This window comes from Lacticaseibacillus suihuaensis (assembly GCF_054785075.1).
Map to the genome: position 1 here is coordinate 90,239 of NZ_BAAGBJ010000009.1, position 23,373 is coordinate 113,611.

23 protein-coding genes are annotated in these 23,373 nt (G+C 63.5%); 10 read left to right on the top strand and 13 right to left on the bottom strand.

Features of this window, described 5'->3' with window-relative positions:
- Nucleotides 1-53: 53 nt before the first annotated feature.
- Nucleotides 54-644: a hypothetical protein gene (locus tag ACYVRZ_RS09190; protein WP_461226318.1), complete on the bottom strand. Its 591-nt coding sequence runs from the start codon at nt 642-644 to the stop codon at nt 54-56.
- A gap of 291 nt (nt 645-935) precedes the next feature.
- Here ACYVRZ_RS09190 and ACYVRZ_RS09195 point away from each other — a divergent pair, with 291 nt between their 5' ends.
- Complete coding sequence (locus tag ACYVRZ_RS09195) at nt 936-1,457, top strand: LuxR C-terminal-related transcriptional regulator (RefSeq protein ID WP_461226319.1); 522 nt, start codon at nt 936-938, stop codon at nt 1,455-1,457.
- 63 nt (nt 1,458-1,520) lie between these two features.
- On the top strand, nt 1,521-2,786 hold the full coding sequence (locus tag ACYVRZ_RS09200) for a hypothetical protein (RefSeq protein WP_461226320.1): 1,266 nt from the start codon (nt 1,521-1,523) through the stop codon (nt 2,784-2,786).
- A 261-nt stretch (nt 2,787-3,047) separates the two neighbouring features.
- Here the strand turns inward: ACYVRZ_RS09200 and ACYVRZ_RS09205 are convergent, their stop codons facing one another.
- The 4 genes from ACYVRZ_RS09205 to ACYVRZ_RS09220 all read right to left on the bottom strand — a co-directional run bounded on the left by ACYVRZ_RS09205 (nt 3,048) and on the right by ACYVRZ_RS09220 (nt 6,214).
- Nucleotides 3,048-3,569, bottom strand: coding sequence for a dihydrofolate reductase family protein (locus tag ACYVRZ_RS09205; protein ID WP_461226321.1), 522 nt, complete (start codon nt 3,567-3,569; stop codon nt 3,048-3,050).
- 136 nt (nt 3,570-3,705) lie between these two features.
- The gene (locus ACYVRZ_RS09210; RefSeq protein WP_461226322.1) at nt 3,706-4,641 is read right to left on the bottom strand and encodes a metal ABC transporter solute-binding protein, Zn/Mn family; all 936 of its coding nucleotides are present in this window, start codon (nt 4,639-4,641) and stop codon (nt 3,706-3,708) included.
- Nucleotides 4,638-5,483, bottom strand: a complete 846-nt coding sequence (locus tag ACYVRZ_RS09215; RefSeq protein ID WP_262315770.1) for a metal ABC transporter permease — start codon at nt 5,481-5,483, stop codon at nt 4,638-4,640. The genes ACYVRZ_RS09210 and ACYVRZ_RS09215 overlap by 4 nt, the downstream gene beginning before the upstream one ends.
- Entirely contained in the window at nt 5,480-6,214 is a 735-nt protein-coding gene (locus tag ACYVRZ_RS09220; protein ID WP_461226323.1) for a metal ABC transporter ATP-binding protein, read from the bottom strand. The genes ACYVRZ_RS09215 and ACYVRZ_RS09220 overlap by 4 nt, the downstream gene beginning before the upstream one ends.
- A gap of 563 nt (nt 6,215-6,777) precedes the next feature.
- Here ACYVRZ_RS09220 and ACYVRZ_RS09225 point away from each other — a divergent pair.
- Nucleotides 6,778-7,380 carry a TetR/AcrR family transcriptional regulator gene (locus ACYVRZ_RS09225; protein WP_461226324.1) on the top strand — a complete coding sequence of 201 codons (603 nt, stop codon included), beginning with the start codon at nt 6,778-6,780 and terminating at the stop codon, nt 7,378-7,380.
- Nucleotides 7,381-7,467: 87 nt separating this feature from the next.
- On the opposite strand, the gene ACYVRZ_RS09230 is transcribed toward ACYVRZ_RS09225, so the two are convergent.
- Entirely contained in the window at nt 7,468-8,109 is a 642-nt protein-coding gene (locus tag ACYVRZ_RS09230; protein WP_461226325.1) for an HAD family hydrolase, read from the bottom strand.
- A gap of 88 nt (nt 8,110-8,197) precedes the next feature.
- Between ACYVRZ_RS09230 and ACYVRZ_RS09235 the strand changes: the two genes are divergently transcribed.
- The gene (locus tag ACYVRZ_RS09235; RefSeq protein WP_461226326.1) at nt 8,198-8,722 is read left to right on the top strand and encodes a hypothetical protein; all 525 of its coding nucleotides are present in this window, start codon (nt 8,198-8,200) and stop codon (nt 8,720-8,722) included.
- A 223-nt stretch (nt 8,723-8,945) separates the two neighbouring features.
- Here ACYVRZ_RS09235 and ACYVRZ_RS09240 read toward each other — a convergent pair whose 3' ends face one another.
- From ACYVRZ_RS09240 to ACYVRZ_RS09260, 5 genes are all read right to left on the bottom strand, one after another.
- On the bottom strand, nt 8,946-9,587 hold the full coding sequence (locus tag ACYVRZ_RS09240) for a TetR/AcrR family transcriptional regulator (protein WP_461226327.1): 642 nt from the start codon (nt 9,585-9,587) through the stop codon (nt 8,946-8,948).
- A 6-nt stretch (nt 9,588-9,593) separates the two neighbouring features.
- Nucleotides 9,594-10,028 carry a universal stress protein gene (locus ACYVRZ_RS09245; RefSeq protein WP_461226328.1) on the bottom strand — a complete coding sequence of 145 codons (435 nt, stop codon included), beginning with the start codon at nt 10,026-10,028 and terminating at the stop codon, nt 9,594-9,596.
- 36 nt (nt 10,029-10,064) lie between these two features.
- Nucleotides 10,065-11,657, bottom strand: coding sequence for an Nramp family divalent metal transporter (locus ACYVRZ_RS09250; RefSeq protein WP_461226329.1), 1,593 nt, complete (start codon nt 11,655-11,657; stop codon nt 10,065-10,067).
- A gap of 720 nt (nt 11,658-12,377) precedes the next feature.
- The gene (locus tag ACYVRZ_RS09255) at nt 12,378-13,118 is read right to left on the bottom strand and encodes an amino acid ABC transporter ATP-binding protein (RefSeq protein WP_461226330.1); all 741 of its coding nucleotides are present in this window, start codon (nt 13,116-13,118) and stop codon (nt 12,378-12,380) included.
- Nucleotides 13,118-14,575: an ABC transporter substrate-binding protein/permease gene (locus tag ACYVRZ_RS09260; protein WP_461226331.1), complete on the bottom strand. Its 1,458-nt coding sequence runs from the start codon at nt 14,573-14,575 to the stop codon at nt 13,118-13,120. The genes ACYVRZ_RS09255 and ACYVRZ_RS09260 overlap by 1 nt, the downstream gene beginning before the upstream one ends.
- A gap of 594 nt (nt 14,576-15,169) precedes the next feature.
- On the opposite strand from ACYVRZ_RS09260, the gene ACYVRZ_RS09265 reads away from it, so the two are divergent.
- The 6 genes from ACYVRZ_RS09265 (at nt 15,170) to ACYVRZ_RS09290 (ending at nt 21,786) form a co-directional block, all read left to right on the top strand.
- Entirely contained in the window at nt 15,170-16,843 is a 1,674-nt protein-coding gene (locus ACYVRZ_RS09265; RefSeq protein WP_461226349.1) for a peptide ABC transporter substrate-binding protein, read from the top strand.
- A gap of 516 nt (nt 16,844-17,359) precedes the next feature.
- On the top strand, nt 17,360-18,310 hold the full coding sequence (locus tag ACYVRZ_RS09270) for an ABC transporter permease (RefSeq protein ID WP_461226332.1): 951 nt from the start codon (nt 17,360-17,362) through the stop codon (nt 18,308-18,310).
- 174 nt (nt 18,311-18,484) lie between these two features.
- Complete coding sequence (locus ACYVRZ_RS09275; protein WP_461226333.1) at nt 18,485-19,399, top strand: ABC transporter permease; 915 nt, start codon at nt 18,485-18,487, stop codon at nt 19,397-19,399.
- Nucleotides 19,400-19,403: 4 nt separating this feature from the next.
- Complete coding sequence (locus tag ACYVRZ_RS09280) at nt 19,404-19,751, top strand: hypothetical protein (protein WP_461226334.1); 348 nt, start codon at nt 19,404-19,406, stop codon at nt 19,749-19,751.
- Nucleotides 19,752-19,871: 120 nt separating this feature from the next.
- Nucleotides 19,872-20,921, top strand: coding sequence for an ABC transporter ATP-binding protein (locus tag ACYVRZ_RS09285; RefSeq protein WP_461226335.1), 1,050 nt, complete (start codon nt 19,872-19,874; stop codon nt 20,919-20,921).
- The gene (locus ACYVRZ_RS09290; RefSeq protein ID WP_461226336.1) at nt 20,914-21,786 is read left to right on the top strand and encodes an ATP-binding cassette domain-containing protein; all 873 of its coding nucleotides are present in this window, start codon (nt 20,914-20,916) and stop codon (nt 21,784-21,786) included. The genes ACYVRZ_RS09285 and ACYVRZ_RS09290 overlap by 8 nt, the downstream gene beginning before the upstream one ends.
- A gap of 349 nt (nt 21,787-22,135) precedes the next feature.
- Here the strand turns inward: ACYVRZ_RS09290 and ACYVRZ_RS09295 are convergent, their stop codons facing one another.
- Nucleotides 22,136-22,810, bottom strand: a complete 675-nt coding sequence (locus tag ACYVRZ_RS09295; RefSeq protein WP_461226337.1) for a YoaK family protein — start codon at nt 22,808-22,810, stop codon at nt 22,136-22,138.
- Nucleotides 22,811-22,994: 184 nt separating this feature from the next.
- Nucleotides 22,995-23,339, bottom strand: a complete 345-nt coding sequence (locus ACYVRZ_RS09300) for a helix-turn-helix domain-containing protein (RefSeq protein ID WP_461226338.1) — start codon at nt 23,337-23,339, stop codon at nt 22,995-22,997.
- Between the last annotated feature and the right edge of the window lie 34 nt (nt 23,340-23,373).

Sequence of the window (23,373 nt, forward strand, 5' to 3'; positions counted from 1 at the left end):
ATTCAATCGGACCAAGGCAGCGTTCGTACCGGCCGCAGTCTGGCCATCCTGGTTCAGCGGAAGCCGAACGCGCTGCGGCCGCTTTGCAGGTTGGCGATCACCAGCATCCGCAGGCGCTTGGCCGCCTCGCAGCGTCGCGCGAAGGTTGCCGGACTCATCGGCGTCGCGGCCAGCCGCAGGTCGTGCCACCGCCCATCGCCGAGTCGCACCTGACAATTGAAGCCGGCCGGGCCCAGGCAAGTCGCACGGTAAACGCGGCCCATCCCCAGCCACAAGATGCCTGTGGGGCTGCGGGTCAGACACACCAGGTGGTTGTGCAGGTACGGCAGACTCCAAGGCAGTGCGGCAACACCCAGCTCAGCTTCGACCTGCCGCTCACAGGCGGCGAGGTCGGCCGCCCCACGTTCTTGACTGTCCCGGGCGGCCGCAATCAACTGGGCCGGCGAACAATCACTCCGGTACCAGCGGCCGTGAGCCAAAAGCAACGCACCATGGCCACCGGACGCGTTGGCGACGGCCACCAGTAGCGCGACGCCGTCCAGCGACTCCCTGTTGTGCCATTCCGCCGTGGTTAGCGCTCGTGGCGCGACCGGGTGACCGTCAAGCGTCATTGTCACCGCCGATTTTTGCTTTGTCGTTCTCATCTGAATCCCTCCTTAGCCTAAAATCGTTTTCATTTTAGCAATATTTTCATAAATACACGAATATTATGCTCACGCCGAATAAAAATAGGCCGGAGTTTCACTTAACAATTGCCGTACCGCCGCCACTCGTGCCAACCACACCAGACCCAACGCCGCCAAGGCCCGTCGCACCGGGCTTGGCCACGCCGAAGGTCGCGTTGGCACCGGCGCGGCCGCGCGTTAACCTGACGTCATCATCGATGAATAACCCGCGCGGTTGACTGCAGCGACCGCGTTCGAGAAGGCATTGTGATGACCCAAGACCTCGATTCTCTGCTCCGGCAATTCGCCCCCGTGATTCGCCGAGCGGCGGCTCACGCCGGCGACCTCGACCAGTACTACGGGGAGGCGCTGGAACTCGCGTGGCACTTCATCGCCACCGAGTACCCGGCCTACCAGTCCCGTGGCGCAAGCGACGACTTCGCTCACCTGCTGGCCTGGCGCCTCAACCACAGCCTGACCACCCTGGCTCGCAATCACCGCACTGGCCAACGGCGCCAGGACCGGGTTGCCCGGGCCCTGAAGGAAGCAGCCCGGGAGCCACCGCCGGCCACGCCGCCGCTTGAACCACTGCTGGTGACAGAGGCGCTGGCCGTGCTTTGGCCGCGGCTCACCGCAAACGAGCGGCGGGTGCTGAACCTGGCCTACCAAGGCGCGACCAACGCCGCGATCGCCCGGGAACTCGGCTTGTCGCACCAGCGCATCACCCAGCTGCGAGCCGCCATCCGCAAGAAATTTTTGGCGGCAAATAATGATAGCGGTCCCAACCGTTGAGTGATAGAATGATTAGAAAATGAGCGCATCGTGAGACTCACGGTCGCGCTGACGGAGGCCGCCATGCACGGATTACTGTCCCTCGAGCTCAAGAAGCACCCCTGGTCGCTGCACCTCGCCGCCCTGCTCGGTCTGCTGCTGCTTTTCGCTGTGCCGCTGGGTCACCACCTCGGGATTCTCACCACCACCTACCGCTACGTCGCCGGCACCCGCTTCCCGTCCTACGACCCCAGCCCCGCCACGGCGATGGAGCAGGCGGCGCCTGGTCAGCGAGCGGCCGCGGAACGCCAAGTCCGTGCCGACTTGAAGGCTAATCCTAACCTCGCCGCCGCCAAGCCGGCGCTGGCGCTGCTGGCCGCGATTCGCGACCCGCTGGCCGAACGCGACTACCTGACCGTCGACCGGCTGACGCTCGCCGCCATCACCAAGCACCCCGAGATCCTCGACAACATCCAGAGGCTGGACTTCATCGAAAACACCTTCACCACCACCCAGCTGAACCTGGAGGCCAAGCAGCAGATTCTGGCCTACTACGTCAAGCACCGCATCAATGCGCTGCCGACAATCGCCAGCCGCGGCACTGCCGCCGCTTCGGTCTACGGCGTGTTCTCCCGCTACGGCAGCCACGTCTGGAAGTGGACGATGGTCGGCACCCGCAAGCACTATTTCTACAAGCTCAACGCCGGCACCACGCTGACCTGGGTGTTCCTCTTCTACGCCGCCTTCGTGCTGACGGCGGCGCTTGGGTACGACCAGCGCCATAACACCGAGACGCTGATGCGCATGACGCCGCGACGCGACCTGCGCATGGTCGCGACGCAGGCGGCCCTCACGATCGCCGTCATCGCCGTCGTGCTGGTCGCCTTGGTCGGCCTGGCGATGCTGATCACCGCCATCGTGCCGGGCAAGCGGCTGGGCACCCTGTGGCAGCCGGTGCTTCACACCACCCCGGCCAGCGTCTACCTGACGCCGATGTGGCAGGAGATTGCGCTGCAGCTCGGGATGCTGTGGCTTTGGGCAGTGCTGTTGGCCGGCGTCGCGTTCCTGGCGACGCAACTCACCACTAACCCGCTGCTGGCGCTTCTGCTGACCTGTGCCGCGTTCTTCCTGGCACCGCTGCACGTGCTGGACGCCTTGCCGCTGGCGGTGCAAAAAGTGTTGCCGGCCTTTTACACCAATCCGCCGGCCACCCTGGCCAAGGCCGAGCCCTTCAACAACACGAGCCCGGCCACCGTCTTTCTCGTGCTGGCGGTTTGGGCCGTGCTGGTTTGGGCCGGCGCCGCGGTCGTGCAGCAGCTGCGCTACCGCCGGCTGGTGCTGGGCCACTAGCCAGGCAACCCGGACCGAATTCATGCCAAAAAAATGCGCCGGAGCCGGTCGTGATGTGACATCACGGCCAGTTCCAGCGTATTTTTGGTTGGACTTACTCAACTTGCTTGGCCTGCTTGGGCTTGCTCGGCTTGCTCAACTTGCTTCGGCTTGCTCGGCTTGCTCAACTTGCTTCGGCTTGCTCGGCTTGCTTGACTTACTTGGGCTTGCTCGCTTGCTTGGGCTCGCCTGCAGTCGGGCCGGGCTGGCGCCACCCCCGGCCTAGCGCCGGGTCAGGTGCAGCTCGGTCAGCTCGCCCATCGCGGTGCGATCGGCCAGCCGAAAGCGGCGGCGGTACGGGCCGGGCGGGAACAGCGGCTTGCCGCCACCCAGCAGCACCGGCGCGATCTGCACCCAGAGTTCGTCAATCAGATCCGCCGCCAGCAGCTCGCCCACCAGCTGGCCCCCGCCGACGATCCAGATGCCGCGACCGGGCCGCTCGCGCAGCTCGCGAATCAGCGGCACCGGTGGCGTGGCGACGAAGCTGGTGTCAGGCGCTGGTTCGGCCGGGCGGTGGGTCAGGACGGTTTTGGCTAGTCCCGGGTAGAGCGGCTGGAACGGCCGCGCCGCCAGCAGCCAATCGTAAGTCGTTCGCCCCATCACCAGCTGGTCGAGCCGCGCCTCAAAGGGCGTGTAGGTGTCGACGCCACCGACGTCGCTGGCCGTCAGCCAGCTCAGGTCGTCTCGGTTGTCGGCCAGGTAGCCGTCGAGGCTGATCGCCCCGTAAAAATAAATTGGTCGCATCGCAGCCTCCCAGTGGCGAGTTCGCACCCCCGCCTGCTTGGTTCATGATACACCGCACCGGCCCGGTCGCCCAGCCCGAGGTCTGGCGCCGTAACACTGGTCCAGACGGGCCGGCGTTCGACCTGTCAGATGCGCCCTAGGCCGCAAGCCCCGCGTAGATCCGGTCGAGGTTCCACTTCATCATCGTGTAGTAGGTGTCGCCGGTGGTGCCGGCGGCGGCCAGCGAGTCGGTGAAGAGCTTGGCGTAGATGGTGCGGCCGCTTTCCTTGGCCACTTTTTGCATGGCCTTGGGCGACACCGAGCTTTCGACGAAGACGTGGCGGCCGGCGCTTGCCGCGAGCTTGCCCAGCACCGCCTGAAGCTGCGCCGGGGTGCCTTGCGATTCGGTGTTGATCTCCCAGATGTAGGTCGGGGTGACGCCGTAAGCGGCGCCGAAGTACTTGAACGCGCCTTCCGAGGTGACCAGGACGCGCCGATCCGCCGGCAGCTTGCGGTACTTGGCGACCGCGGTCTCGTGCAGCGCCTCGAGCTTGGCCACGTAGGCGTCGGCGTTTTGGCTGAACACCGCCGCGTTGGCCGGGTCGGCGGCACTCAGTCGCTTGGCGATGGTGCGAACGTACTGGATGCCGTTTTGCAAGTCCAGCCAGGCATGGGGGTCGACCTCGTTCTTGTTGGTGGTCAGGTGCTTGGGGGTGACGCCTTCGGACGCGGCGAAAACGGTCTCGCCGAACGCCTGCCCGGTGGTGGTCACCAGCTTCTTGAACCAGCCGGAGCCGCCGGTTTCGAGGTTCAGGCCGTTGTGAAACAGCAGGTCGGCCTCGGCGGCGGCGGCGACGTCGCTCGGCCGCGGTTCGTACTCGTGCGGGTCGACGCCGCGGCGAACGATGCTGTAGACCTCGACGTCGCTGCCGCCGACCTCCTGGACCATGTCGGCCAGAATCGAGTTGGTCGCGACCACCCGCAGCTTGGCACCGGTCGCCTGCTGCTGGGTCGCGGCCCGGGTGGTGATGAAGTGGTGAACGCCGAACAGCATGGCGGCGACGGCGGTCAGGGTGAGCAGAATTTTTCTCATTGGGTGACCCTCCGGCGCAGGAAGCCCTGCTTGGGCGAGGCGACGAACGACAGGCCGAACAAGGCGGCTGCGACCAGCACGATGGCCGGGCCGGACGCCCAGTTGAAGGTGAAGCTCAGGTACAGTCCGGCGGTGGCGGCGACCGCCCCGATGACGGCGGCCAACACCAGCATCACGTGCAGCCGGTCGGTCCAAAGAAAGGCCGTGGCCGCCGGCGTGATCAGCATCGCGACCACCAAGATGATGCCGACGGTCTGAAGCGACGACACGGTCACCAGGGTCAGCACTAGCATCAGGGCGTAATGCACCACCTGGGCCGGCAGCCCGTAAGTCCGGGCGAAGGTCTCATCGAAGCTGGTGATGAACAGCTCCTTGTAAAACACCACCACGAAGACGACGACCAGCCCCAGCACAACGGCGGTGGTCATGATGTCCGAATCCGACACGGCCAGAATGTTCCCGAACAGAATGTGGTGCAGGTTCGTCGCGCTTTCGGCCAGCGAGATCAGGATGAAGCCCAGTGCGTAAAAGGCCGAAAAGACGATGCCGATGCTGGTGTCGGTCTTGATCTTGCTGCGGGACGCGACGAAGCCAATCAGCATCGCCGCCAGGATGCCGAACACCGACGCCCCGAGCAGGACGTTGATGCCGAGCATGTAGGCGACGGCGACACCGGGCAGCACGGCGTGGGAGATCGCGTCGCCCATCAAAGACATCCCCCGCAGGATGATGAAGCTGCCGACGATGCCGGACATCACACCGACCATGATGGCGGTGATCAAGGCGCTTTGGAGAAAATCGTACTTGCCAAGCGCCGCTACGAAATCGGTCAGGGTGGTCATGCCGTCACCTCCGGTTCAAAAAGTACGGTGGCCAGGTCCTGGGAGAAGGCCTTGGCAATGTTCTGCGCGGTGTAGACCTGCCGGGTCGGCCCGGCCGCCACGATGCCGCGGTTGACGATCACCAGCTCGTCGAAGTAGTCGAACACCTTGTTGAGGTCGTGGTGAACCACGATGATCGTCTTGCCGGCGTCGCGCCACGCCTTGAGGATCGTCATGATCGCGGCCTCGCTTTGCACGTCGATGCCGACGAAGGGCTCATCGAGAATGATTAAGTCGGCGTTTTGGACGATCGCCCGGGCGACGAACACCCGCTGCAGCTGACCGCCGGAGAGCTGGCCGATCTGCCGGTGCGTGAAGGCGGTCAGGTCGACCTGGTGCAAGGTGTTGAGGCTAGCGGCTTTTTCGGCCTTGCCGGGGCTCTTGAACAGCCCGAGGTTGGCGTAGGTGCCGGTCAGCACCACGTCCAGCACCGAAGCCGGGAAGGTCAGGTCCAGCTCCTTGCGCTGTTCGACGTAAGCGACGTTTTTTCGGCTGTCCTTGATCGGGCGATCATTGAACGTGACGGTTCCGGTGGCTTTGATCAGGCCGAGGGCGGCCTTGATCATGGTTGATTTACCCGCACCGTTGGGGCCGATGATCCCAGTAATGGCGCCTGCGTGAAAGTCCACGGCAACATCAGAGAAAACTGGTGTGTCATCGTAAGCAACGGTGAGGGCCGTGAGCTTGAGCATGCGGCACCTCCATTATTTTTAGGGACGTCTAAACTATCTACACTAATTCTACCTAAGCCCCGCCCAAAAGGCAACCACGGCCCGATTGGCGACACCAAAAAGCGGTCGCACCGGCGTTCTCACGTCGTTGCGACCGCCAAATTGTGGCACGGCCTGTGTTGATAACAAAAACACCCCCGGTGCGATTTGGGGAATCGCACCAGGGGCTGGGCCTGGCAGTGGTGGTACGGGCGGTTGCACACTGCTGGGGAAGCCGCGGTAACATGGGGGCGTTGTCGCGGCCAAGCAGAACGCGCGAACTCCGCTGCAAGCCGTGAGCGACCCGACTGATTAAATCAAGCCGGGTCCCCGCAATCGCGCTGTGGAGCCGCGGCCGCGGGTCAAACAGCCCCAGTATATGCAAGCGCAGATTTATTTTGGTGGACATTTCGGAACGATTGGCCCGTTTTGGCCAGCCGCGCTAAGTTGGCCGGCTGCCCTTCCCAACTCGGAAAACAGAATACGTTACACTGTTACCGTGTGTTAGCAACGGAACTGGCTGACCGAGCGAAAGGAGATCACCGATGGGAACTCACCATGACCTGCGCGTGATGAAAACGGAACGGGCGTTGACCGAAGCCTTCTATGCACTGCTGGAGACCCAGTCGTTCGACTCAATCACGGTCCTCGCCTTGTCAGCCCGAGCCGAGGTCGGCCAGACCACGTTTTATCACCACTACCAGGACAAGTACGCGCTGGCCGAGGCGGTAATCAACACCGTGCTCGACCAGTTGGCGGAGCTAATCCTGACGCGTTTTGAGCATGGCGAGCTTTTGGACCTGCTGCTGGAGCGACCGGCCGAGTACCAGGCGCTGATTGCCAAGGCCGAGCAACTCAAAACCATCCAGGCGCCGGAAATCAGCTTTCGCCAGACAGCGCTGCGCAAGGTGGCGACCGGCATCCAGCACGAGCTGACGCTGCGCCACGTGCAGCTGGGCGACGCCGACGTGGCCGCCAAGTACCTAGCGCTGCCCATCTACCAGGCCCTGCAGCAGCTGGCGGTTCAGCCGACACCACCCGATGCCCGAGTGCTACGCCGCCAGGTCAATGCCTTCGTCCTGGCGACGACGGAGCTGTTGACGCCAGCCAATCAGCTGCCCTGCGCCAAGCACCAGCACCTGGGCTAACCGATCAGCCCCGACCAACGCAGCCAACGCGAGCTTAAAAATTGCCGGCGCCGGAATTTTCCAGTATTGTAGTCACGAGGCGGCCGCCTACTCGCCGCCTTCGCCCAATAGACGTGGCAGCTCAAAGACGCCTGCGATCACCCGGTCGGCGGCGCGTTGGTCCAGCACGTAGCCGGTCGGCCGCACCGCCCAGGTCTCAAGGTCGGCACCCTTGGCCGCGGCGATGCCGACCGCGCTGTCCTCGATGGCCAAGCAGGCTTTGGTTGGCAGCCCCAGCGCGTCAATCGCGGTCCGGTAGATCAAGGGGTCCGGCTTGTTGGCCGGCAGGTCGACGCCACTGATGATCCGGTCGAAGCGCAGGTCGCACTCGGCGACGAAGCGCCGCAGGTCCGGCATCGCCCCGGCCGAGGCCAGCGCCAGCTGGAAGCCGTGGTCGTGCAGCCACGCCAGGGCCTCGGCCACCCCGGACTTCAGGATGCTTGGGAACGGCACGGGCTGCGCCGCGACCGCCGCCTCGAACATCGCGCGTTGCCGCTGCCGCAGCGCCGCATCAGTCGGAAAGGCCTGTTGCCAAAAGGCATCGTCGGCCACCCCCGCCGTCTCCGCCAGCGAAAAATGCGCCGGCGTCACGCCGGTTTCTCTGAACTGCTTTTGCCGCCACCGAAAGTACAGCGGCTCGCTGTCGATCAGCACCCCGTCTAGGTCAAAAATCACTGCCTGCTTCTTCATTCGATCCTCCCGCCAGCTGTGCGGCGTTTTTTATTGTCGTTAGATGTAAACGCTTTCTAAATATTCGAACTGATGAGGAGAGATGCACATGGACAACCGCTGCGAGCTGCAAGGCGTGTTCAATCGCCTGACACTGTATACCACCACCGGTCTCACCCGGACCGGCGAACCCGTCACCCGCCCCTTCGTCTCCGCCCCCAACGCGCTGCGCGTCGGCTTCACCCCCACCTTCATCCAGGCCGACGTGCGGTGTGACGACACGGCGTTGGTCGGCGGCCGCATCCAGCTTTTGTACGTCGCCCCACTCGGCTCCGGCGACGCCCTGATCGAAGCTTGGGCCGCCGCCGGTCGCAGCTTCGCCGCGGAAAGGCGCCTGGCGACCCTGCAAAGCCGATTGAGGCCGCTCTTGGTGCTGCCAGAACCCCGCTACGTCACCCGGATGGCAAGCGCCGCCCGGCCGCGGCAACCACTCGTGTACGAGCCGTTCATGCTGGACTATCCCGAGGCCCTGGTCCGGCTGGGCAAGGAATGGCTGCACCAGCCAATCATGCGCCGCCGGCGAGCGGCGCCGGAAGCGGGGCCCAGCAGTGAGCGTTGCCCAGTTCGCCGTTAGCTAGGTCGCCGTGGGTCACCACTGCGAGCTTGTTGAAGCCGCGGTGACCTGAGTCGTTGGCTTCACCGCAATCGTTGCTGGGCCAATGAGTCGCCGGCGCCATCGCCGAAGTCAGCCGCCACGCCGGTCGGTCGCCTGCATCGCGGCGAGTCGCACCACGATTCTACCACATCCGGCGGCTACAAAAAGGCCACGATTCGCAACGGAATCGTGGCCTTGAGGGTCAGCGGGTCGGCACGGCGGCTGCTCGGCCCATGCGCGTGGTCAACAGGTGCAGCCCGGGTTGCACGGCCGCGGCCAGGTCAATCACGCCGTGCGGCCTGCCGGCAATCAGCAGCTCCTCGAGCACCGTTTTTTGATACAGGCCGCGAATCACCGGGGCCAAGGCCGCGGCCTCTGCTTCGGACACCGCCAAGGGACCGCGCATCGCCGCCAGGGCTTGGGCCACGCCGCTTGCGGCCTGAGCCTCGCGTTCGCGGCACCAGCTCACCTGCGCTGCGGTCAAAAGCGGCCGCTCGCGAATCAGGATCAGCAGGGTCTCGGCGACCGCGGGGGTCGCCAGCACCTGCCACCATTCGGCCATGCCGGCCAAAAGCCTTGCCTCAAACGCCGCCGCGTCAGCCGGCCTGCCCAGCCGCCAAACCGGCAACGGCGGCCAGTCGGCACCGGCGGCGATGATCGCGTCGAGCACCGCCCGTTTGCCACCCGGGAAGTAATAGTACAACAGCCCCGGGCTTTCGCGGCTGCCGAGGTTCAGCTGCCGCGTGGTGGTCGCCTGAAAGCCTTGCGTGGCAAACAGGTGCCGCGCCAGCGTCAGCAGGCGCGTTTTGGGGTTGGTTGCCCCGCGGTCTTCACTCGTCGTCACCGCGCCTCACTCCCGCACAATCAGCACTGAGATGTCGGCATACTTGGCCATGTAGGCGGCCTGGCTGCCGAAGTGCCGCGCCAACCCTTTCTTGGACTCGGCGCCGATGATCAAGAGGTCGGGCTGAACCTCTGGAATGATCGTCTTGATGATGGTCTCGCCGGCGTCGCCTTCGCCGATGATCGCGCGAACCTTAGCGATGCCAGCCTTTTGTGCCAGCTTGACGTAGCCGTCCAGGTGAGCCTCAAGCTCGGCGCGTTCGCCGTGAACGTAATCCTTGCTCAGCGCCTGGTAGACGTTCATCTCACCGGATTCCAGGATGCTTGTGATGATGAGCTCCGCCGAGTCGGCCTTGGCGCGGTGAATGGCGTAGCGAAAAGCCGCCAGCGCATCCGCCGAGTCGTCGACCCCGACCAGAATTTTGGTATAATCTTCAGCCATAGTTGTGCCTCCCTAAGAATTGTCTGCCTTATCAACTTAATTATCGCGAGTGGCGGTTGCCTCGTGCAACTTTGCCGCGGCGACGTGGTCGGCCAACCGCTGATTGCCGCGGCGCAAGTCAAGAACGCACCAGACCAGAAGCGCCAGAATCGCCGCGATCGCCACGTAGGCCGCGATGTGAGCCATCAAGACCGCATCGGCCGAGGCGCCGTCACCCAGGAAGTCGGCGAAGGACTTCGGCAGGTTCAGCATGTTCAGGAAGGTCAGGCCGATTACGGAAATCCAGCCGCAGACCTTGACCCACATCGAGTTCTTGAACCGGGCCCCCATTTCAGCCGAACTATCGGTCAGCATCAGAAGCGGCAGCATCGAAAACGGCAGGGCGAAGGCCAAAAACACCTGCGAGTTGTTCATCAGGGTGTTCAGGGCCTCGTGCTGGTCAACCTTGTTCAGGCCGCTGGTCATCGCGACGCAGACCAGCACCGGGATCACGGAAATCAGCCGGGTGACCAGGCGCCGGGCCCATAGCGGCATCCGCATGTGAACGAAGCCCTCCATGATCACCTGCCCGGTCAGGGTGCCGGTGATGGTGGAGTTTTGACCCGAGGCGAGCAAGGCGACGGCGAACAGGATGGACAGGATGCCGGACTTGGCGACGGCGATCAACACACCGTTGCTCAGCGTCGACGTGTTGGACAGCGCTTCGTACAGGCCGAAGAAGGACGGATCCTTGACGGCGCCGGACTTGAACACCGCAACGCCCATGATCAGCAACAGCGCGTTGACCACGAAGGCAAAGGTGAGCTGAATGTTGGAATCCCACTGCGAGAAGCGAACCGCCGTGGCGATTTCGTCTTCGTCGTCGTGGTTGAGCTTGCGCGTCTGCGAAATGGCGGAGTGCAGGTACAGGTTGTGCGGCATCACGGTGGCGCCGATGATGCCCAAGGCCCCGCTCAAAGGCGTCATGCCGGCGACGGTTGGGCTGGTGGCGACGGACTTGGCGCTAGGCACCAGCCCGAGGATCACCTGCCCCCACTGCGGGTCGGACAAGGCGACCTGGTAGGCGAAGACCAACAGAATCACCAGAATCAGGCAGACCACGATCGCCTCGATTTTGCGGAAGCCGATTTTGGTCAAAAGCAGCAGGATCAAGACGTCCAAAACGGTCAGGAACACCGCAATGACCAAGGGAATCTTGAACAGCAGGTACAAGGCAATCGCCGCACCGATGACCTCGGCGATGTCGGTGGCCATGATGGCAAACTCGGTCATGATCCAAAGAATGATGCCAAGGGTCTTGCTGGTTCGGGCGCGAATCGCCTGGGCCAGGTCCATGCGGGTGACGATGCCGAGCTTGGCCGCCATATTCTGTAGCAGCATCGCAATCAGGCTCGAAATCAGGATGATGCTCATCAACAGGTAGCCGAAGTTCTGACCACCGGTGATGCTGGTCGACCAGTTACCGGGATCCATGTACCCCACCGCGACCAAGGCGCCGGGACCGGAGTAGGCGAATAAGGTTCGCCAAAACCCCTTGCCCTTGGGGACCTCGACCGTGCCGTTAATCTCCTCCAGAGACGGCCCGTTCGCGTACTCGATCAGTTTGTGCTTGCGTGTTTCTTCTGCCATGCTGCCCTTCCTTTCTGCCGAGCCAGTACGGGTTCGGCTGCCGCATTCGCGGCGTCACAATCAACTTCCCAATAATTCCAAAATCAGTATACGGCGGTCGTTTCCGGATTTAAAGGATTTTTTAAGGCGTGGCTAACTCACGGATTCAAGGGGCCGCGACGCAACAATAAAAACGCGTGACCGATTGCGCCAATCGATAGTGGTATAGACGTGATGAAGGCGCCACCAGGTTGCGAATCATTGACTGAGCGGCCGCTTTGTTGAGTCGGTGATCCCAAGTAACCGGGTTGGGCACAAGAAAAAACGCTTTTCGTCGCCGTGACGGGCGCAAATCCGGGCATTAACCGCGCTTTTTCCGCTCGCTTTACCATCACACCAGGCGCCGAAAAAAGTTTGCCACGCTTAATTAAATTTCACTGTGAGGCGATTTTTTACGTTTTCGGCGTCTCCTTCACGCCGAAACGCCCGTAATCTGGCATTTTAGCAAGTTCGCCTACGCTAACTTTGTGTGAGTAACCCCGTGCAGCCGTGCGGGTCGCCGGTGTCGCACAGGGTCTTGGCCGTTCGTGGCCGCTTCCGGTCGTTCCGCGGCCGGCCGTCGCTTCACTGCCGGTTGTACTGCCGCGGTCGGGTCAACCGGCAAGTTAGTGTCACCTTAACTCACGCGACCACACCAAAAAGGCGGCCACACGTCACGCGTGGCCGCCTTTTTGGGCGCGATTACGCCTCCAGCACCTTTTCCAGGAAGCTCTGCAGTCTTGGGCACTGCGGGTGGTTGAAGATCTGATCCGGGGTCCCTTGCTCCATGATCTGACCGTCGCCGAAGAAGACGACGCGGTCGGCGACCTCCTTGGCAAAGCCCATTTCGTGGGTCACGATCACCATGGTCATGCCCTGCGTGGCCAAACGGCGCATGACAGCCAGAACATCGCCGACCATCTCCGGATCCAGCGCCGAGGTCGGCTCGTCGAACAGCATGATGTCTGGCTTCATCGCCAGGGCCCGGGCGATGGCGACGCGCTGCTTTTGGCCGCCCGAAAGCTTGGCCGGCCGTGCATCCGCCTTGTCGGCCAGGCCGACCACGTCCAGCAGGCGCCGGCCCTCTTTGGCGGCCGCGTCCTTGGTCATCAGGCCAAGCTCGACCGGCGCCAGCGTGATGTTGCCCAGCACGGTGAGGTTGGGAAACAGGTTGAAGTGCTGGAACACCATGCCGATTTTAGTTCGCACCTGGTCGATGTTGACGTGGGGCTTGGCGATGTCGACCCCGTCGATCAAGATCTCGCCGGCGCTGGTGGTTTCCAGGCCGTTCATCATCCGCAGCACCGTGCTTTTCCCCGCTCCGGAGGCGCCGATCAGCACGACGACCTCGTTGTCTTGCACCGCCAGGTTGACGCCCTTAATCACCTCGTTGTGACCGTAGCGCTTGTGAACGTCCTTCATTTCGATTCGGGTCTTGGTCATTATCGCACCTTCTTTTGGATGTAGTTGGACAGCCAGGTCAACAGGGTAATTAGAATCAGGTAGATCAAGGCGACAATCGTCCAGATCTTGAAGCCCTCCATGTTCCGGGCGATGATGATTTTACCGGTTTGGGTCAGCTCCAAGAGCCCCAGCACCGACAGGATCGAGGTGTCCTTGAGCGTGATGATGAACTGGTTGACGAAGCTTGGAATCATGATGCGGATGCCCTGCGGTAAAATCACGCGCCGCATCGCCTTGCCCCAAGGCAAGCCGAGGCTTCGCGCCGCCTCCATCTGGCCGCGGTCGACCGCCGCGATGCCGCCCTTGACGAAGGCCGCCGTGTAGGCCCCTTCGTTGAGCGTCAGGGTGATGATGCCGGCGACGAAGGCCGGAATCTTGAAGCCGATCAGCCCCGGCACCCCGGTGTAGATGAACAGCGCCAGCACGATCATCGGCAGGCCGCGAAACACGTATATGAAAGTCGATGCGACCCCTTGGGCGATGCGGTTGGGAATCACGCCGAGCAGCCCGACCAAGATGCCGACCACGGTGGCGCAGAGGATGCCGACCACGGTCAGCTCCAGCGTCTGCGCCAGCCCGGCCAACAGCGTCTGGCGGTTGGCTTCCAACAGGCCCCAGAAGCTGCGGTCGGTTTCCTGAGTCTTCTTGGTCGCCGCCGACTGCGACTTTTGCGAGCCGTCGCCGACGTACTTGGCCACGATCTTGGCGTAGTCGCCCGACGCTCGCAGCTTCTTGAGACCGGCGTTGATTTTGGCGACCAGCTGTGGCTTGGCCTTTTGCACCGCGATGCCGTAGTTGTTGGCCGCGTATGGCTTTGAGTTAACCACCCGCAACGCGACGCCCTGGGCGATGCCGTACTGCATCACCGGGAAGTCCTCGAAGCAAGCCTGCGAGTTGCCGGAGGTCACGTCTTGGTAAACGTTGTTGGAGTCGTCGAAGGTGACGACGGAAAAGCCGTACCGCTTGGCGTGAGCCGTCGCAAAGGCCGCCGATTCCGTACCGGTTTTGACCGCCACCCGCTTACCGCGTAAGCCGGCCAGGCCCGAGACCTTGCTGGTTTTGCCGACGGCCATTGCGATGCCCGACTGGTAGTACGGGTCGGACATCGCAAACTTCTGCTGCCGCTCGGGGGTGATGCTCATCCCCGCCATCACGCCGTCGACCTGCTTGGCCTCAAGCGCCTGAACCGCCGCGTTGAAGCCCAGGATTTTCCATTGCACCTTGAACCCCTCGACCTTGCCGATCGCGTTGAGCAAGTCGATGTCGATGCCGACGTACTGGTTGTTCTTGTCTGCGAATTCGAAGGGGGCGAAGGTCACATCCGTCCCGATGGTGTAGGTCTGTTCGGCTGCCTGCACCTGCTGTTCATGGGGCTTCCCCCATGTCCAAATCGATAGCAACAGCGCCAACACCGGCACCCATAGCTTGCGTCTCATCACCTACACCACTTTCCTTGTTTTGTTGGGTGACCGCCGCGATCGCGACGGCACAAGAACGAGCATACCCATAATGCTCGGGCGGGTCGAGTGATAATGTTAGCTAAGCTGACATTGGTGGCAATTAAATCCCGCTCTCATTCGCTGAGACGGCGATCGGCGCCTTGGCCGGCGGGGATTGGCAGCGATCGCAAGGGCCAAGCCGGCTTTCTTTGAAATTTATGGCGGCTGCCATCGAATTGAAATCAGTTTTTAAGGTTGACAGGAAAAATATCATGCAGTAGGCTTGACTCAAGTTCGCAAGGGAGGGATTACCATGGCCCAGGTTACGCTGAGCATGTGCATGGATATGTGTTGCTGTTATGACTTTCATAACGGCTTCTTTCACGTACCCGTAGTGCATGCTCACCGGCGACCGGTCACGGTCTGACCCTAATTTTGTGAGCGCAACGACTGGCGGTGTGACGAGAAGCGATTCTTGTCACACCGCCTTTTTGTATCCAATCGACCGCCGCGCGACTGCAGACGCAAGGCGATTGCACCGCGTCGCACCGGCTTGGCCGCCCCGTGCGACGCCACCCAAGGAGAGAATTGATTATGAAGAAAACAACACTTGGCATCACCCTGACCGCCGCCGCCTTAACGCTTCTGCTCAGCGCTTGCGGCGGCAAGAAAAGCGCGGCCACCACGGCCACGCTGAACTTGGTGCAGGCCTCCGATCCCACCACCGTCGACGTCAACGACGTGCGTAACGCCAACGAGTTCGACGTGCTGAACGCCACCCAAGAAGGGCTATTTCGCATCACCTCCAAGAACGGCCACGATGGGCTGCAGCTGGCCCAGGCCAAGTCCTACACCGTCTCCAAGGACGGCCTGACCTACACATTCAAGCTGCGTTCGGCCAAGTGGAGCGACGGCAAGGCGGTGACCGCCCAGCAGTTCGTCGACTCCATCATCCGCGAGCTGACCCCCAAAAACGCGTTCGCCTACGCCTCCATGGCCTACGACATCAAAGGCGCCGAGGCCTTCAACACCGGCAAGGGTACCGCGGCGCAGGTCGGCGCCAAGGCGCTTGATGCCCACACCCTGCAGCTGACGCTTGCCAACAAGACCCCGTACTTCCTCAAGAAGCTCGCAAGCGTCGTCTTCTACCCCGTGCGGCTGGACCTGATTAAGCAAGCCGGCGGCACCAAGGCCTGGAAGACCGATTGGCAAGACCAGGTCTCCAACGGCGCCTACACCATCCAGTCCTGGAAGAAGAACGGCAAGATCGTCTTAGCCAAAAACCCGAAGTTCTGGAACGCCAAGAAGGTCAGCTTCACCAAGGTCAACATCACCACCACCGCCAAGGACGCGACCGTCTTGTCGCTTCTGCAATCCGGGCAGCTGGACTTCGTGAAGGCCAGCGGGGCCCAGGCCGCCGATTTTGACAAGCTGTCCTCAAGCGCCAAGCTGATCAAATCGACGCAAGCCAGCGGCAACACCTCCTTCTTGGCCTTCAACCAGCACAACGGCGGCCTGTCCAAGCTGATGACCAACGCCAAAATCCGCCAGGCGCTGTCTTTGGCCATCAACCGCGAGGCCTACAACAAGGCCGTCGCCAACGGCCAGAGCAAGGCGGTCTACAGCTTCGTGCCGGCCTCGATCTCCGTTGGCACCCGCAACTACCACGACTACGCCGGCGACCTGCTACGCCCGGCTTTGGCCAAGTACAACACGAACGCCAAGCTCCAGGCGCTTTTCAAGGCCGGCCTCAAGGAGCTCGGCCAGTCGACCGACCTGGCCAAAGTCAAGCTGACCTACCTGACCATGGCCGGCGACGAGGACACCTCAAGCTTTCTGGCCCAGACCTACAAAAAGTCGCTTGGCATTACCGTCAAGGCCGTGGTCGCCCCGGATTCCGCGTCCTTCATCGCCGCGCGTAACGGCAACAAGTACGACCTGCTGACCAACGGCTGGAACGGCGACTACGACGATCCGTCGACCTTCCTGAACCTGTGGGTCTCCACCGGCGGCTTCCAGCAGTTCTTCGGCGGCTACAACGACCCCGCCTACGACAAGCTCTACGCGACGCTGGCGCCGGTGGCCGACACCAAGTCGCGCCTGGCCATCTACAAGCGCCTGGAGACGCTGCTGTTGACCAAGGACTACGGCGTCGCCCCGCTGATTTCCGACCAAAACCGCTACTATGTCGCCAAGGACATCAAGGGCATCCAGACCCCAACCTTCGGGCCGGATCTGGACTATGTCTATGCATCGAGAGGGTGAGCTGCGGCGGGTTTAGCGGGACGGGTAGCCTAGCCGTGGCGCTTGGGACCCGAACTTGGTCCCGAGTGACGCGGCGTAGCTAGCCGCTCCCGCGTTGCTCGGTGGAACCCGTTTAAGGCCGCGGCCTCCGGGCCCCGGGCCACCTCGAACTGTGCGGCCGGCCTCCGCACGGCTCCGGCCTAAAAGCTGAGCCAAGCCGTTGCCTACGGCCCCGTGCTTGTCTCAGCTTTTGCCGGGATTGGCCGCGCGAATGCCCCGCAAAAACCGCGGGTCACTCGGGCCGCCAATCCTTTCACGGTCCGAGGTGGCCCGGGGCCCTGCGGCCGCTACATAATGGTTGTGCTGGCCGTCAGGTACTTGTGTAATCGACCCACGACCAGTGTGAAACTTGACCGAGCGTATCGCCGACCAAATCACATGTTTAGATTGCAGTTGGCCCGGCCACCACTTTGCGACAGACCACATACGCGGTCTCGCAACGTCAATCGGCATCCTCGCCACCACAAGGAGAAAGTCATGTTCAAAATCATTTTGAGGCGGCTCGTTGAGTTGTTCGTCTCACTGTTTCTCATCGCCAGCGCCACCTTTTTCCTGCTGGCGGCGGTGCCGGGCGACGCGCTGTCGGCGCAAACCGACCGGCTGCCGGCGGCGACGCGGCGGCAGGTCTACGCAAACACCGGGCTGGACAAGCCGGTGCTCGAGCGGTACGGCCTGACCATGGTCAAGATGCTGCACGGCGACTTCGGCACATCGATCGTCGACCCCAGCGAGACCATGAGCCGCGTGTTGGCCGAGAAGCTGCCGCCGAGTGCTAGGCTGGGGCTACAGGAGATGCTGATCGGCATCCCCCTGGGGCTTCTCCTCGGCGTGTTGGCCGCGGTGTTCAAAAACACCTGGGTCGACCGGCTGATCACGGTGGCCGTCTTGCTTCTGATGTCCGTGCCCAGCCTGATCATCGCGCTGCTGTTGCAAAGCTACTTCGGCGGCAAACTCGGGTGGTTCCCCATCATCGGCTGGCCGGAAGGGGCGCAGCTTTGGTGGGGCGGCTGGTCCTACACCATTTTGCCGACCATCGCCGGGGGGCTTGGCTACATCGCCGCTTACGCCCGGCTGCTGAAAAACTCGATGCTCGACGTGCTGTCGGCCGATTACGTGCTGACCGCTCGGGCCAAGGGGCTGTCCGAGCCGCGGATTGTGCTTCACCACGTGATTCGCAACGCCGCGATTCCGATTGTCACCAGCCTGCCGGTCACGGTCGCGTTCGGCATCACCGGTTCGGTATTCGTCGAAAGCATTTTCGTCATTTCCGGCGTCGGTCAGTACTTCGTTCAGGCGCTGACCAACCGCGACGTGCCGATTGTGATGGGTGAAACCGTGCTGCTGGCGGCCTTGTACATCGTCACTCTGTTTCTCACCGACCTGCTGTACATGGCGGTGGATCCAAGAATCAAACTGTATCAGGACTAGAGGGCGGAACCGAGCGTCCTTAGCGGGACGGGTAGCCTAGCCGTGGTGCTTGAGACCCGGGCTTGGTCTCGAGTGACGCGGCGTCGCTAGCCGCTCCCGCGTTGCTCGAAGGAGCCCGTTTAGCCGGCGTCACCACGCACCATCACGCTCGCACAACAATTATTGGAGGTCACCATGGATAATTCCGCCTTTCGCTTCGTGTCACGCCGACCCGATGCGGCTGCGCCAGCTGCGCAACCGCCCAAAAGCATCGGGTTCTGGCAGGCCGCGGGGCATAAGCTGCTCAAGGACCGCCTGGCCATGGTCTGGCTGGTCATTTTGCTAGCGCTGGTTCTCGTCGCCTTGATCGGGCCGCTGGTGTCAGGCGCCAGCCCCTACACGATTCACGTCAACCTGCGCAATGCGGCGCCGAGTGCCGCGCATTGGTTCGGCACCGACCACCTGGGCCGCGACCTGTTCGTTCGCACCTGCCTGGGCGTCCGGGTCTCGTTGGCCGTCGGGCTGGTCGCCACGTTTTTGGCCATCGGCTTTGGCACCATCTACGGCATGGTGATGAGCTTCTTCGGCGGCTGGGTCGATGAGCTTTTGATGCGCATTATCGAGATTTTCAACTCGCTGCCGGGGCTTTTGGTCACCATGATCATCATGATCGTGCTGGGCAACGGCGTCTCCACGATGCTGTTCGCTTTGGCCATCACCAGCTGGTCGGGGGCGGCGCGGCAGGCCCGGGGGCTGGTGTTGCAGCTGCGCCAGGCTGATTACGTCACCGCCGCGGTGATGCTTGACACCCCGCTGTACAAAATCATGGCCAGACACCTGGTGCCGAACATGATGAGCATCCTGATTCTGGACATCGGCCAAAGCATCCCCGGCAACATTTTCGCCGAGGCTGGGCTGAGCTTCCTGGGCCTGGGCATCCAGGCGCCGAACACCAGCCTGGGCCTGTTGATCTCGGACGGGCAAAACCAGATGCTGCAGTCGCCCAGCCAGCTGTACATCCCGGTGGCGATTCTGGTCGTCATCGTCTTGGCCTTCAACATCCTGGGCGACGGGCTGCGCGACGCCCTCGACCCGAAGTTCAGGGGGTGAGCGCATGCCAGTGACTCACGCCAAAACGCCACGCGCAACCCTGCCGCAGCGGCAGCTCAAGCGCCGCCGCAGCGCCTTGCTCGGCCTGGGGCTGGCCATTGCCCTGGCCGCCTTGGCCTGGAACCTGACCCGCTACCCGCTGGCCCTGGCCGTGCTTTGGACCGGCCACAGCCTGAGCTGGGGCGTGGCCGGGCTGGCCGCCTTGGCGCTGGCCGGCCGCCTGCTGGTCTCGCCCCTGCGGCCGGGCCGGCTCGGTGCCGCCTATCGCCGGGCAACCCCGCAACCGCTGGGGCTGATCGCCGGGCTCGCCGTGGCGATCGCCATCGGCGCCGCCTTGGACACGTTGCTGTAGCCGGGTGCGGCTTGGCATCGCCGGCAAGCTGGGGCGAACGCTGGGTCAACCACCCTGTGCCACCGGCTGGTTGACCCGTCCCACAGCGAAGGCGCGGCCGCTTTTTAATTGGAGGACACCATGTCAGACATCATTGAGATTCAAAACCTGCACGTTCAGTTCCAAGAAGACCACGGCATTCTCCACGCCGTCAACGGGGTCGACCTGACCGTCCACCAAGGCGAGACGCTGGCGATTGTCGGCGAATCCGGCTCCGGCAAGTCCGTCACGACCCACGCGCTGCTCGGCCTGTTGGGCAAGGACGCGACCGTCACGACCGACGCCATGCGCCTGGCCGACGTCGACTTGACCCACGCGACGCCGCGGGACTTCGCCGGAGTTCGCGGTCGGCTGGCGTCCCTGATTTTCCAAGACCCCTTGAGTGCCCTGAACCCGACCATGCGCATCGGCCGCCAGATTGGCGAGGCGCTGACCGTCTGGCACCACCCGAGTCGGACCGCACTGCGCCAGGCCGTGCTTGACGCGATCGCCGACGTCGAGCTGCCCGACCCGGCCATGGTCGCCAGCAAGTACCCGCACGAGCTGTCGGGCGGCCAGCGCCAGCGCGTGATGATCGCCCAGGCGCTGATCGCCCAGCCGCGCGTTTTGATCGCCGACGAGCCGACCACGGCGCTGGACGTCACCCTGCAGGCGCAGGTGCTGGCGCTGATTCAGGCGCAAAAAGCCAAGCGCGACCTCAGCGTCGTGTTCATCACCCACGACCTGGGCGTGGTCGCCAACATCGCCGACCGCGTCGCCATCATGTATGCCGGCCAGATTGTCGAGGTCGGCACCGCCACCGAGATTTTCTACCACCCGCAGCACCCCTACACCTGGGGGCTGCTCGACGCCGTGCCGGACGACACAGCGGACCAAAGCGAGCTCTTCACGCTGCCCGGCACCCCGCCGGACATGCATCAGCTTCCGGTCGGCGACCCGTTCGCCCCGCGCAACCCCCAGGCGTTGGCGATCGATTACCAGCAGGCGCCGCCGGTCTTTGCCGTCACGCCGACCCACCGGGTGCGGTCGTGGCTGCTCGACCCCCGCACCCCGCCTTACCAGCCGCCGGCAAGCATCCAGCGCCGCTGGGCCCGTTACGCCGCGATTATGAAGGAGGCCAGCCATGCCTGAACCGTTAGTTGAAGTCCAAGACCTCAGTGTTATTTTCAGGAAAAACCGCCGGGCCCTGACCGCCGTCGACCGGGTGAGCTTCGCCATCGCCGCCGGCACCACCGTCGGCCTGGTCGGCGAGTCGGGCTCGGGCAAAAGCACCACCGGTCGCGCCATCGCCGGCATCGGCCCGATCACGAGCGGCACCGTCACCTACCGCGGCCAGGCGCTGGGAAGTCGCGGCTTCGACCGCCGCGCCTTTCGCCGCCAGGTCCAGCTGATTTTCCAAGACCCCTTCTCAAGCCTGGACCCGCGGCAAAAAGTCGGCGACGCGATCGGCGAGGGCATCGAAAACTTCCGCCTGGCCAACAGCGCGACCGAACGCCGCGACCAGGTTCAGGCGCTTTTGGCCCAGGTCGGGCTGCCGCCTGACGCCGCCAACCGGTTCCCCCACGAGTTCTCAGGCGGCCAGCGCCAGCGCATCGGCATCGCCCGGGCCCTGGCGGTGCAGCCCGAGTTCCTGGTGCTGGACGAGCCGATCTCGGCGCTTGACGTCTCGATTCAGGCGCAGATTGTCAACCTGCTGCGGCAGATTCAGCGCGACCGCCACCTGACCTACCTGTTCATCGCGCATGACCTGTCGATGGTGCGGTACCTCTGCGATCGGGTGCTGGTGATGTCGCACGGCCGCATCGTCGAGGCCGGCGCCACGGCCGCCGTCTACACCGACCCGCGCCACCCTTACACCAAGTCGCTGCTGTCGGCGGTCCCCCACGCCGACCCAATCTACGAGCACCAAAAAATCCTGATTCCAGACACCAGCGGCACCCCGGCCCCAGACGCCACGCTAACCCCGGTGGCAAAAGACCACTGGGTGCTAAAGTAACCAGGGCGGAGTCGCGCGTATTTAGCGAACCGAGTAGCGCAGGACTGGCGCTTGAAGCGATCCTTGCTTCGAGTGCCGGTCCTAGCTAATCGCGTTCGCGTTGCGCGGTGGAGCCCGACGAACCAGGGCAGAGTCCGGCGGGTGTAGCGGGACGGGTAGCCTAGCTGTGGTGCTTGGGGCCTGCACTTGGCTCCAAGCGCCGCAGCGTAGCTAGCCGCTCCCGCGTTGCCGGGGAGAGCCCGACGACCCAAAACGGCGTGAACCAGACGCATCAACCCAATCAAACAGCGCCTGCCCAATCCGGACAGGCGCTGTTTGGTATTCGATTCACTAAATCGGCGGCGGTCGCTCACGCCACGGCTGGGCGCGGTTGGCCGTCCTCGGCCACGCCGGCGATCAAGATGAACAGCGCCGGCAGGCCAAGCGCCAACCGCGCATCGACGGCCACCAGCGCCGCGACGCCGGCCGCACCCAGCGCGAAGCTGGCCATCAATGCGGCGGTGCGGCGAGCCAGAATGCGGGCGGCCGCGTCGCCGAACACCCAGCCGTCCAACGCGCTTTCCGCCAAAACCCGGACGTTGCCGGTCATCATCAGCGGCGTGAACGGCGCCCCGTTGAGCTGGCGAAACTCCTGAAGCAGGGCCGCGGCCGCCAACGACAGGCCGACCACCGCCAGCGTGTCGCCGATCACCGGCCCGATCACACACACGACCAAAAGCAGCGCCAGCACATAGGCCAGCACCAGGCGCCGCCGGCCGCCGCGGCGCGTGGTCAGCTCGGGGTGGCGCTGCAGCAGCCGGATAATCAGTGTGCCGGTGGCAAAAGCGGCCAGGGCAATTAGGTAGCGCGGCAGCCGCACCCAGTCGTGCTGGCCGGCCCGGGCTCCGAGCATGATCAGGTTCCCGGTTTGCAGCCCGGCAAAAACGCCGCCGTGTTCCAGGTACGAGTAGGCGTTCAGGCCGCCAGCCGACGCGGTGAGCAACGCGCCGAAGGTTGTCGATTCAAAGTGCATGGGTCTCACCATAAGCACCTCCTCATGCCAACATTATCGCAGAGAAGCTAATTGTGGGCAAATAATCGGCTCGGCCGCACCGCCGCCGCGAGCCAACGCCACTCGCGCTGGTGCGTTTTGACCACCGCACCGGACGCAAAAAGCGACCGGCCTCCGCTGTGCGTTCGGAGGCTGGTCGCTGAGTTGGTCTGAGTGGTCACTTGCGGCTGACAATGTTGCCGACCGTCGACTTGCTGATGTTGAGCAACCGGGCGATGCCACGGTAGGACATGCCCTGCTCGCGCATCGCGATCACCTGCTTTTGCACCGCAATCGGCAGGCCGCGGTGCGACACGACCTCGCCGTCGGGCAGAAGCGGCGTGAGGGTCACGGCCACCGCCTGGCCCTCGGATTGGTGGGCGACGCGCCGCGCCTCCAGCTCGCTGTAAGTCAGCCAGGTGCGGCGAATGTCGGGGGTCCACGCGGCAAGCAGCAGCAGGCTGTCGGCCTCCAGGAATTCCCCTTGTGCGTTAACAACCGTGTAGCGCGTTGCGTTTGCCATGGTGTGCCTCCTTTTGGGCGTTACTTAACTCTAT

Coding starts and splice junctions, on each gene's coding strand:
- ACYVRZ_RS09190 (WP_461226318.1), bottom strand. CDS start 644: ATGAGAACGACAAAGCAAAAATCGGCGGTGACAATGACGCTTGACGGT.
- ACYVRZ_RS09195 (WP_461226319.1), top strand. CDS start 936: ATGACCCAAGACCTCGATTCTCTGCTCCGGCAATTCGCCCCCGTGATT.
- ACYVRZ_RS09200 (WP_461226320.1), top strand. CDS start 1,521: ATGCACGGATTACTGTCCCTCGAGCTCAAGAAGCACCCCTGGTCGCTG.
- ACYVRZ_RS09205 (WP_461226321.1), bottom strand. CDS start 3,569: ATGCGACCAATTTATTTTTACGGGGCGATCAGCCTCGACGGCTACCTG.
- ACYVRZ_RS09210 (WP_461226322.1), bottom strand. CDS start 4,641: ATGAGAAAAATTCTGCTCACCCTGACCGCCGTCGCCGCCATGCTGTTC.
- ACYVRZ_RS09215 (WP_262315770.1), bottom strand. CDS start 5,483: ATGACCACCCTGACCGATTTCGTAGCGGCGCTTGGCAAGTACGATTTT.
- ACYVRZ_RS09220 (WP_461226323.1), bottom strand. CDS start 6,214: ATGCTCAAGCTCACGGCCCTCACCGTTGCTTACGATGACACACCAGTT.
- ACYVRZ_RS09225 (WP_461226324.1), top strand. CDS start 6,778: ATGGGAACTCACCATGACCTGCGCGTGATGAAAACGGAACGGGCGTTG.
- ACYVRZ_RS09230 (WP_461226325.1), bottom strand. CDS start 8,109: ATGAAGAAGCAGGCAGTGATTTTTGACCTAGACGGGGTGCTGATCGAC.
- ACYVRZ_RS09235 (WP_461226326.1), top strand. CDS start 8,198: ATGGACAACCGCTGCGAGCTGCAAGGCGTGTTCAATCGCCTGACACTG.
- ACYVRZ_RS09245 (WP_461226328.1), bottom strand. CDS start 10,028: ATGGCTGAAGATTATACCAAAATTCTGGTCGGGGTCGACGACTCGGCG.
- ACYVRZ_RS09250 (WP_461226329.1), bottom strand. CDS start 11,657: ATGGCAGAAGAAACACGCAAGCACAAACTGATCGAGTACGCGAACGGG.
- ACYVRZ_RS09255 (WP_461226330.1), bottom strand. CDS start 13,118: ATGACCAAGACCCGAATCGAAATGAAGGACGTTCACAAGCGCTACGGT.
- ACYVRZ_RS09260 (WP_461226331.1), bottom strand. CDS start 14,575: ATGAGACGCAAGCTATGGGTGCCGGTGTTGGCGCTGTTGCTATCGATT.
- ACYVRZ_RS09270 (WP_461226332.1), top strand. CDS start 17,360: ATGTTCAAAATCATTTTGAGGCGGCTCGTTGAGTTGTTCGTCTCACTG.
- ACYVRZ_RS09275 (WP_461226333.1), top strand. CDS start 18,485: ATGGATAATTCCGCCTTTCGCTTCGTGTCACGCCGACCCGATGCGGCT.
- ACYVRZ_RS09280 (WP_461226334.1), top strand. CDS start 19,404: ATGCCAGTGACTCACGCCAAAACGCCACGCGCAACCCTGCCGCAGCGG.
- ACYVRZ_RS09285 (WP_461226335.1), top strand. CDS start 19,872: ATGTCAGACATCATTGAGATTCAAAACCTGCACGTTCAGTTCCAAGAA.
- ACYVRZ_RS09290 (WP_461226336.1), top strand. CDS start 20,914: ATGCCTGAACCGTTAGTTGAAGTCCAAGACCTCAGTGTTATTTTCAGG.
- ACYVRZ_RS09295 (WP_461226337.1), bottom strand. CDS start 22,810: ATGGTGAGACCCATGCACTTTGAATCGACAACCTTCGGCGCGTTGCTC.
- ACYVRZ_RS09300 (WP_461226338.1), bottom strand. CDS start 23,339: ATGGCAAACGCAACGCGCTACACGGTTGTTAACGCACAAGGGGAATTC.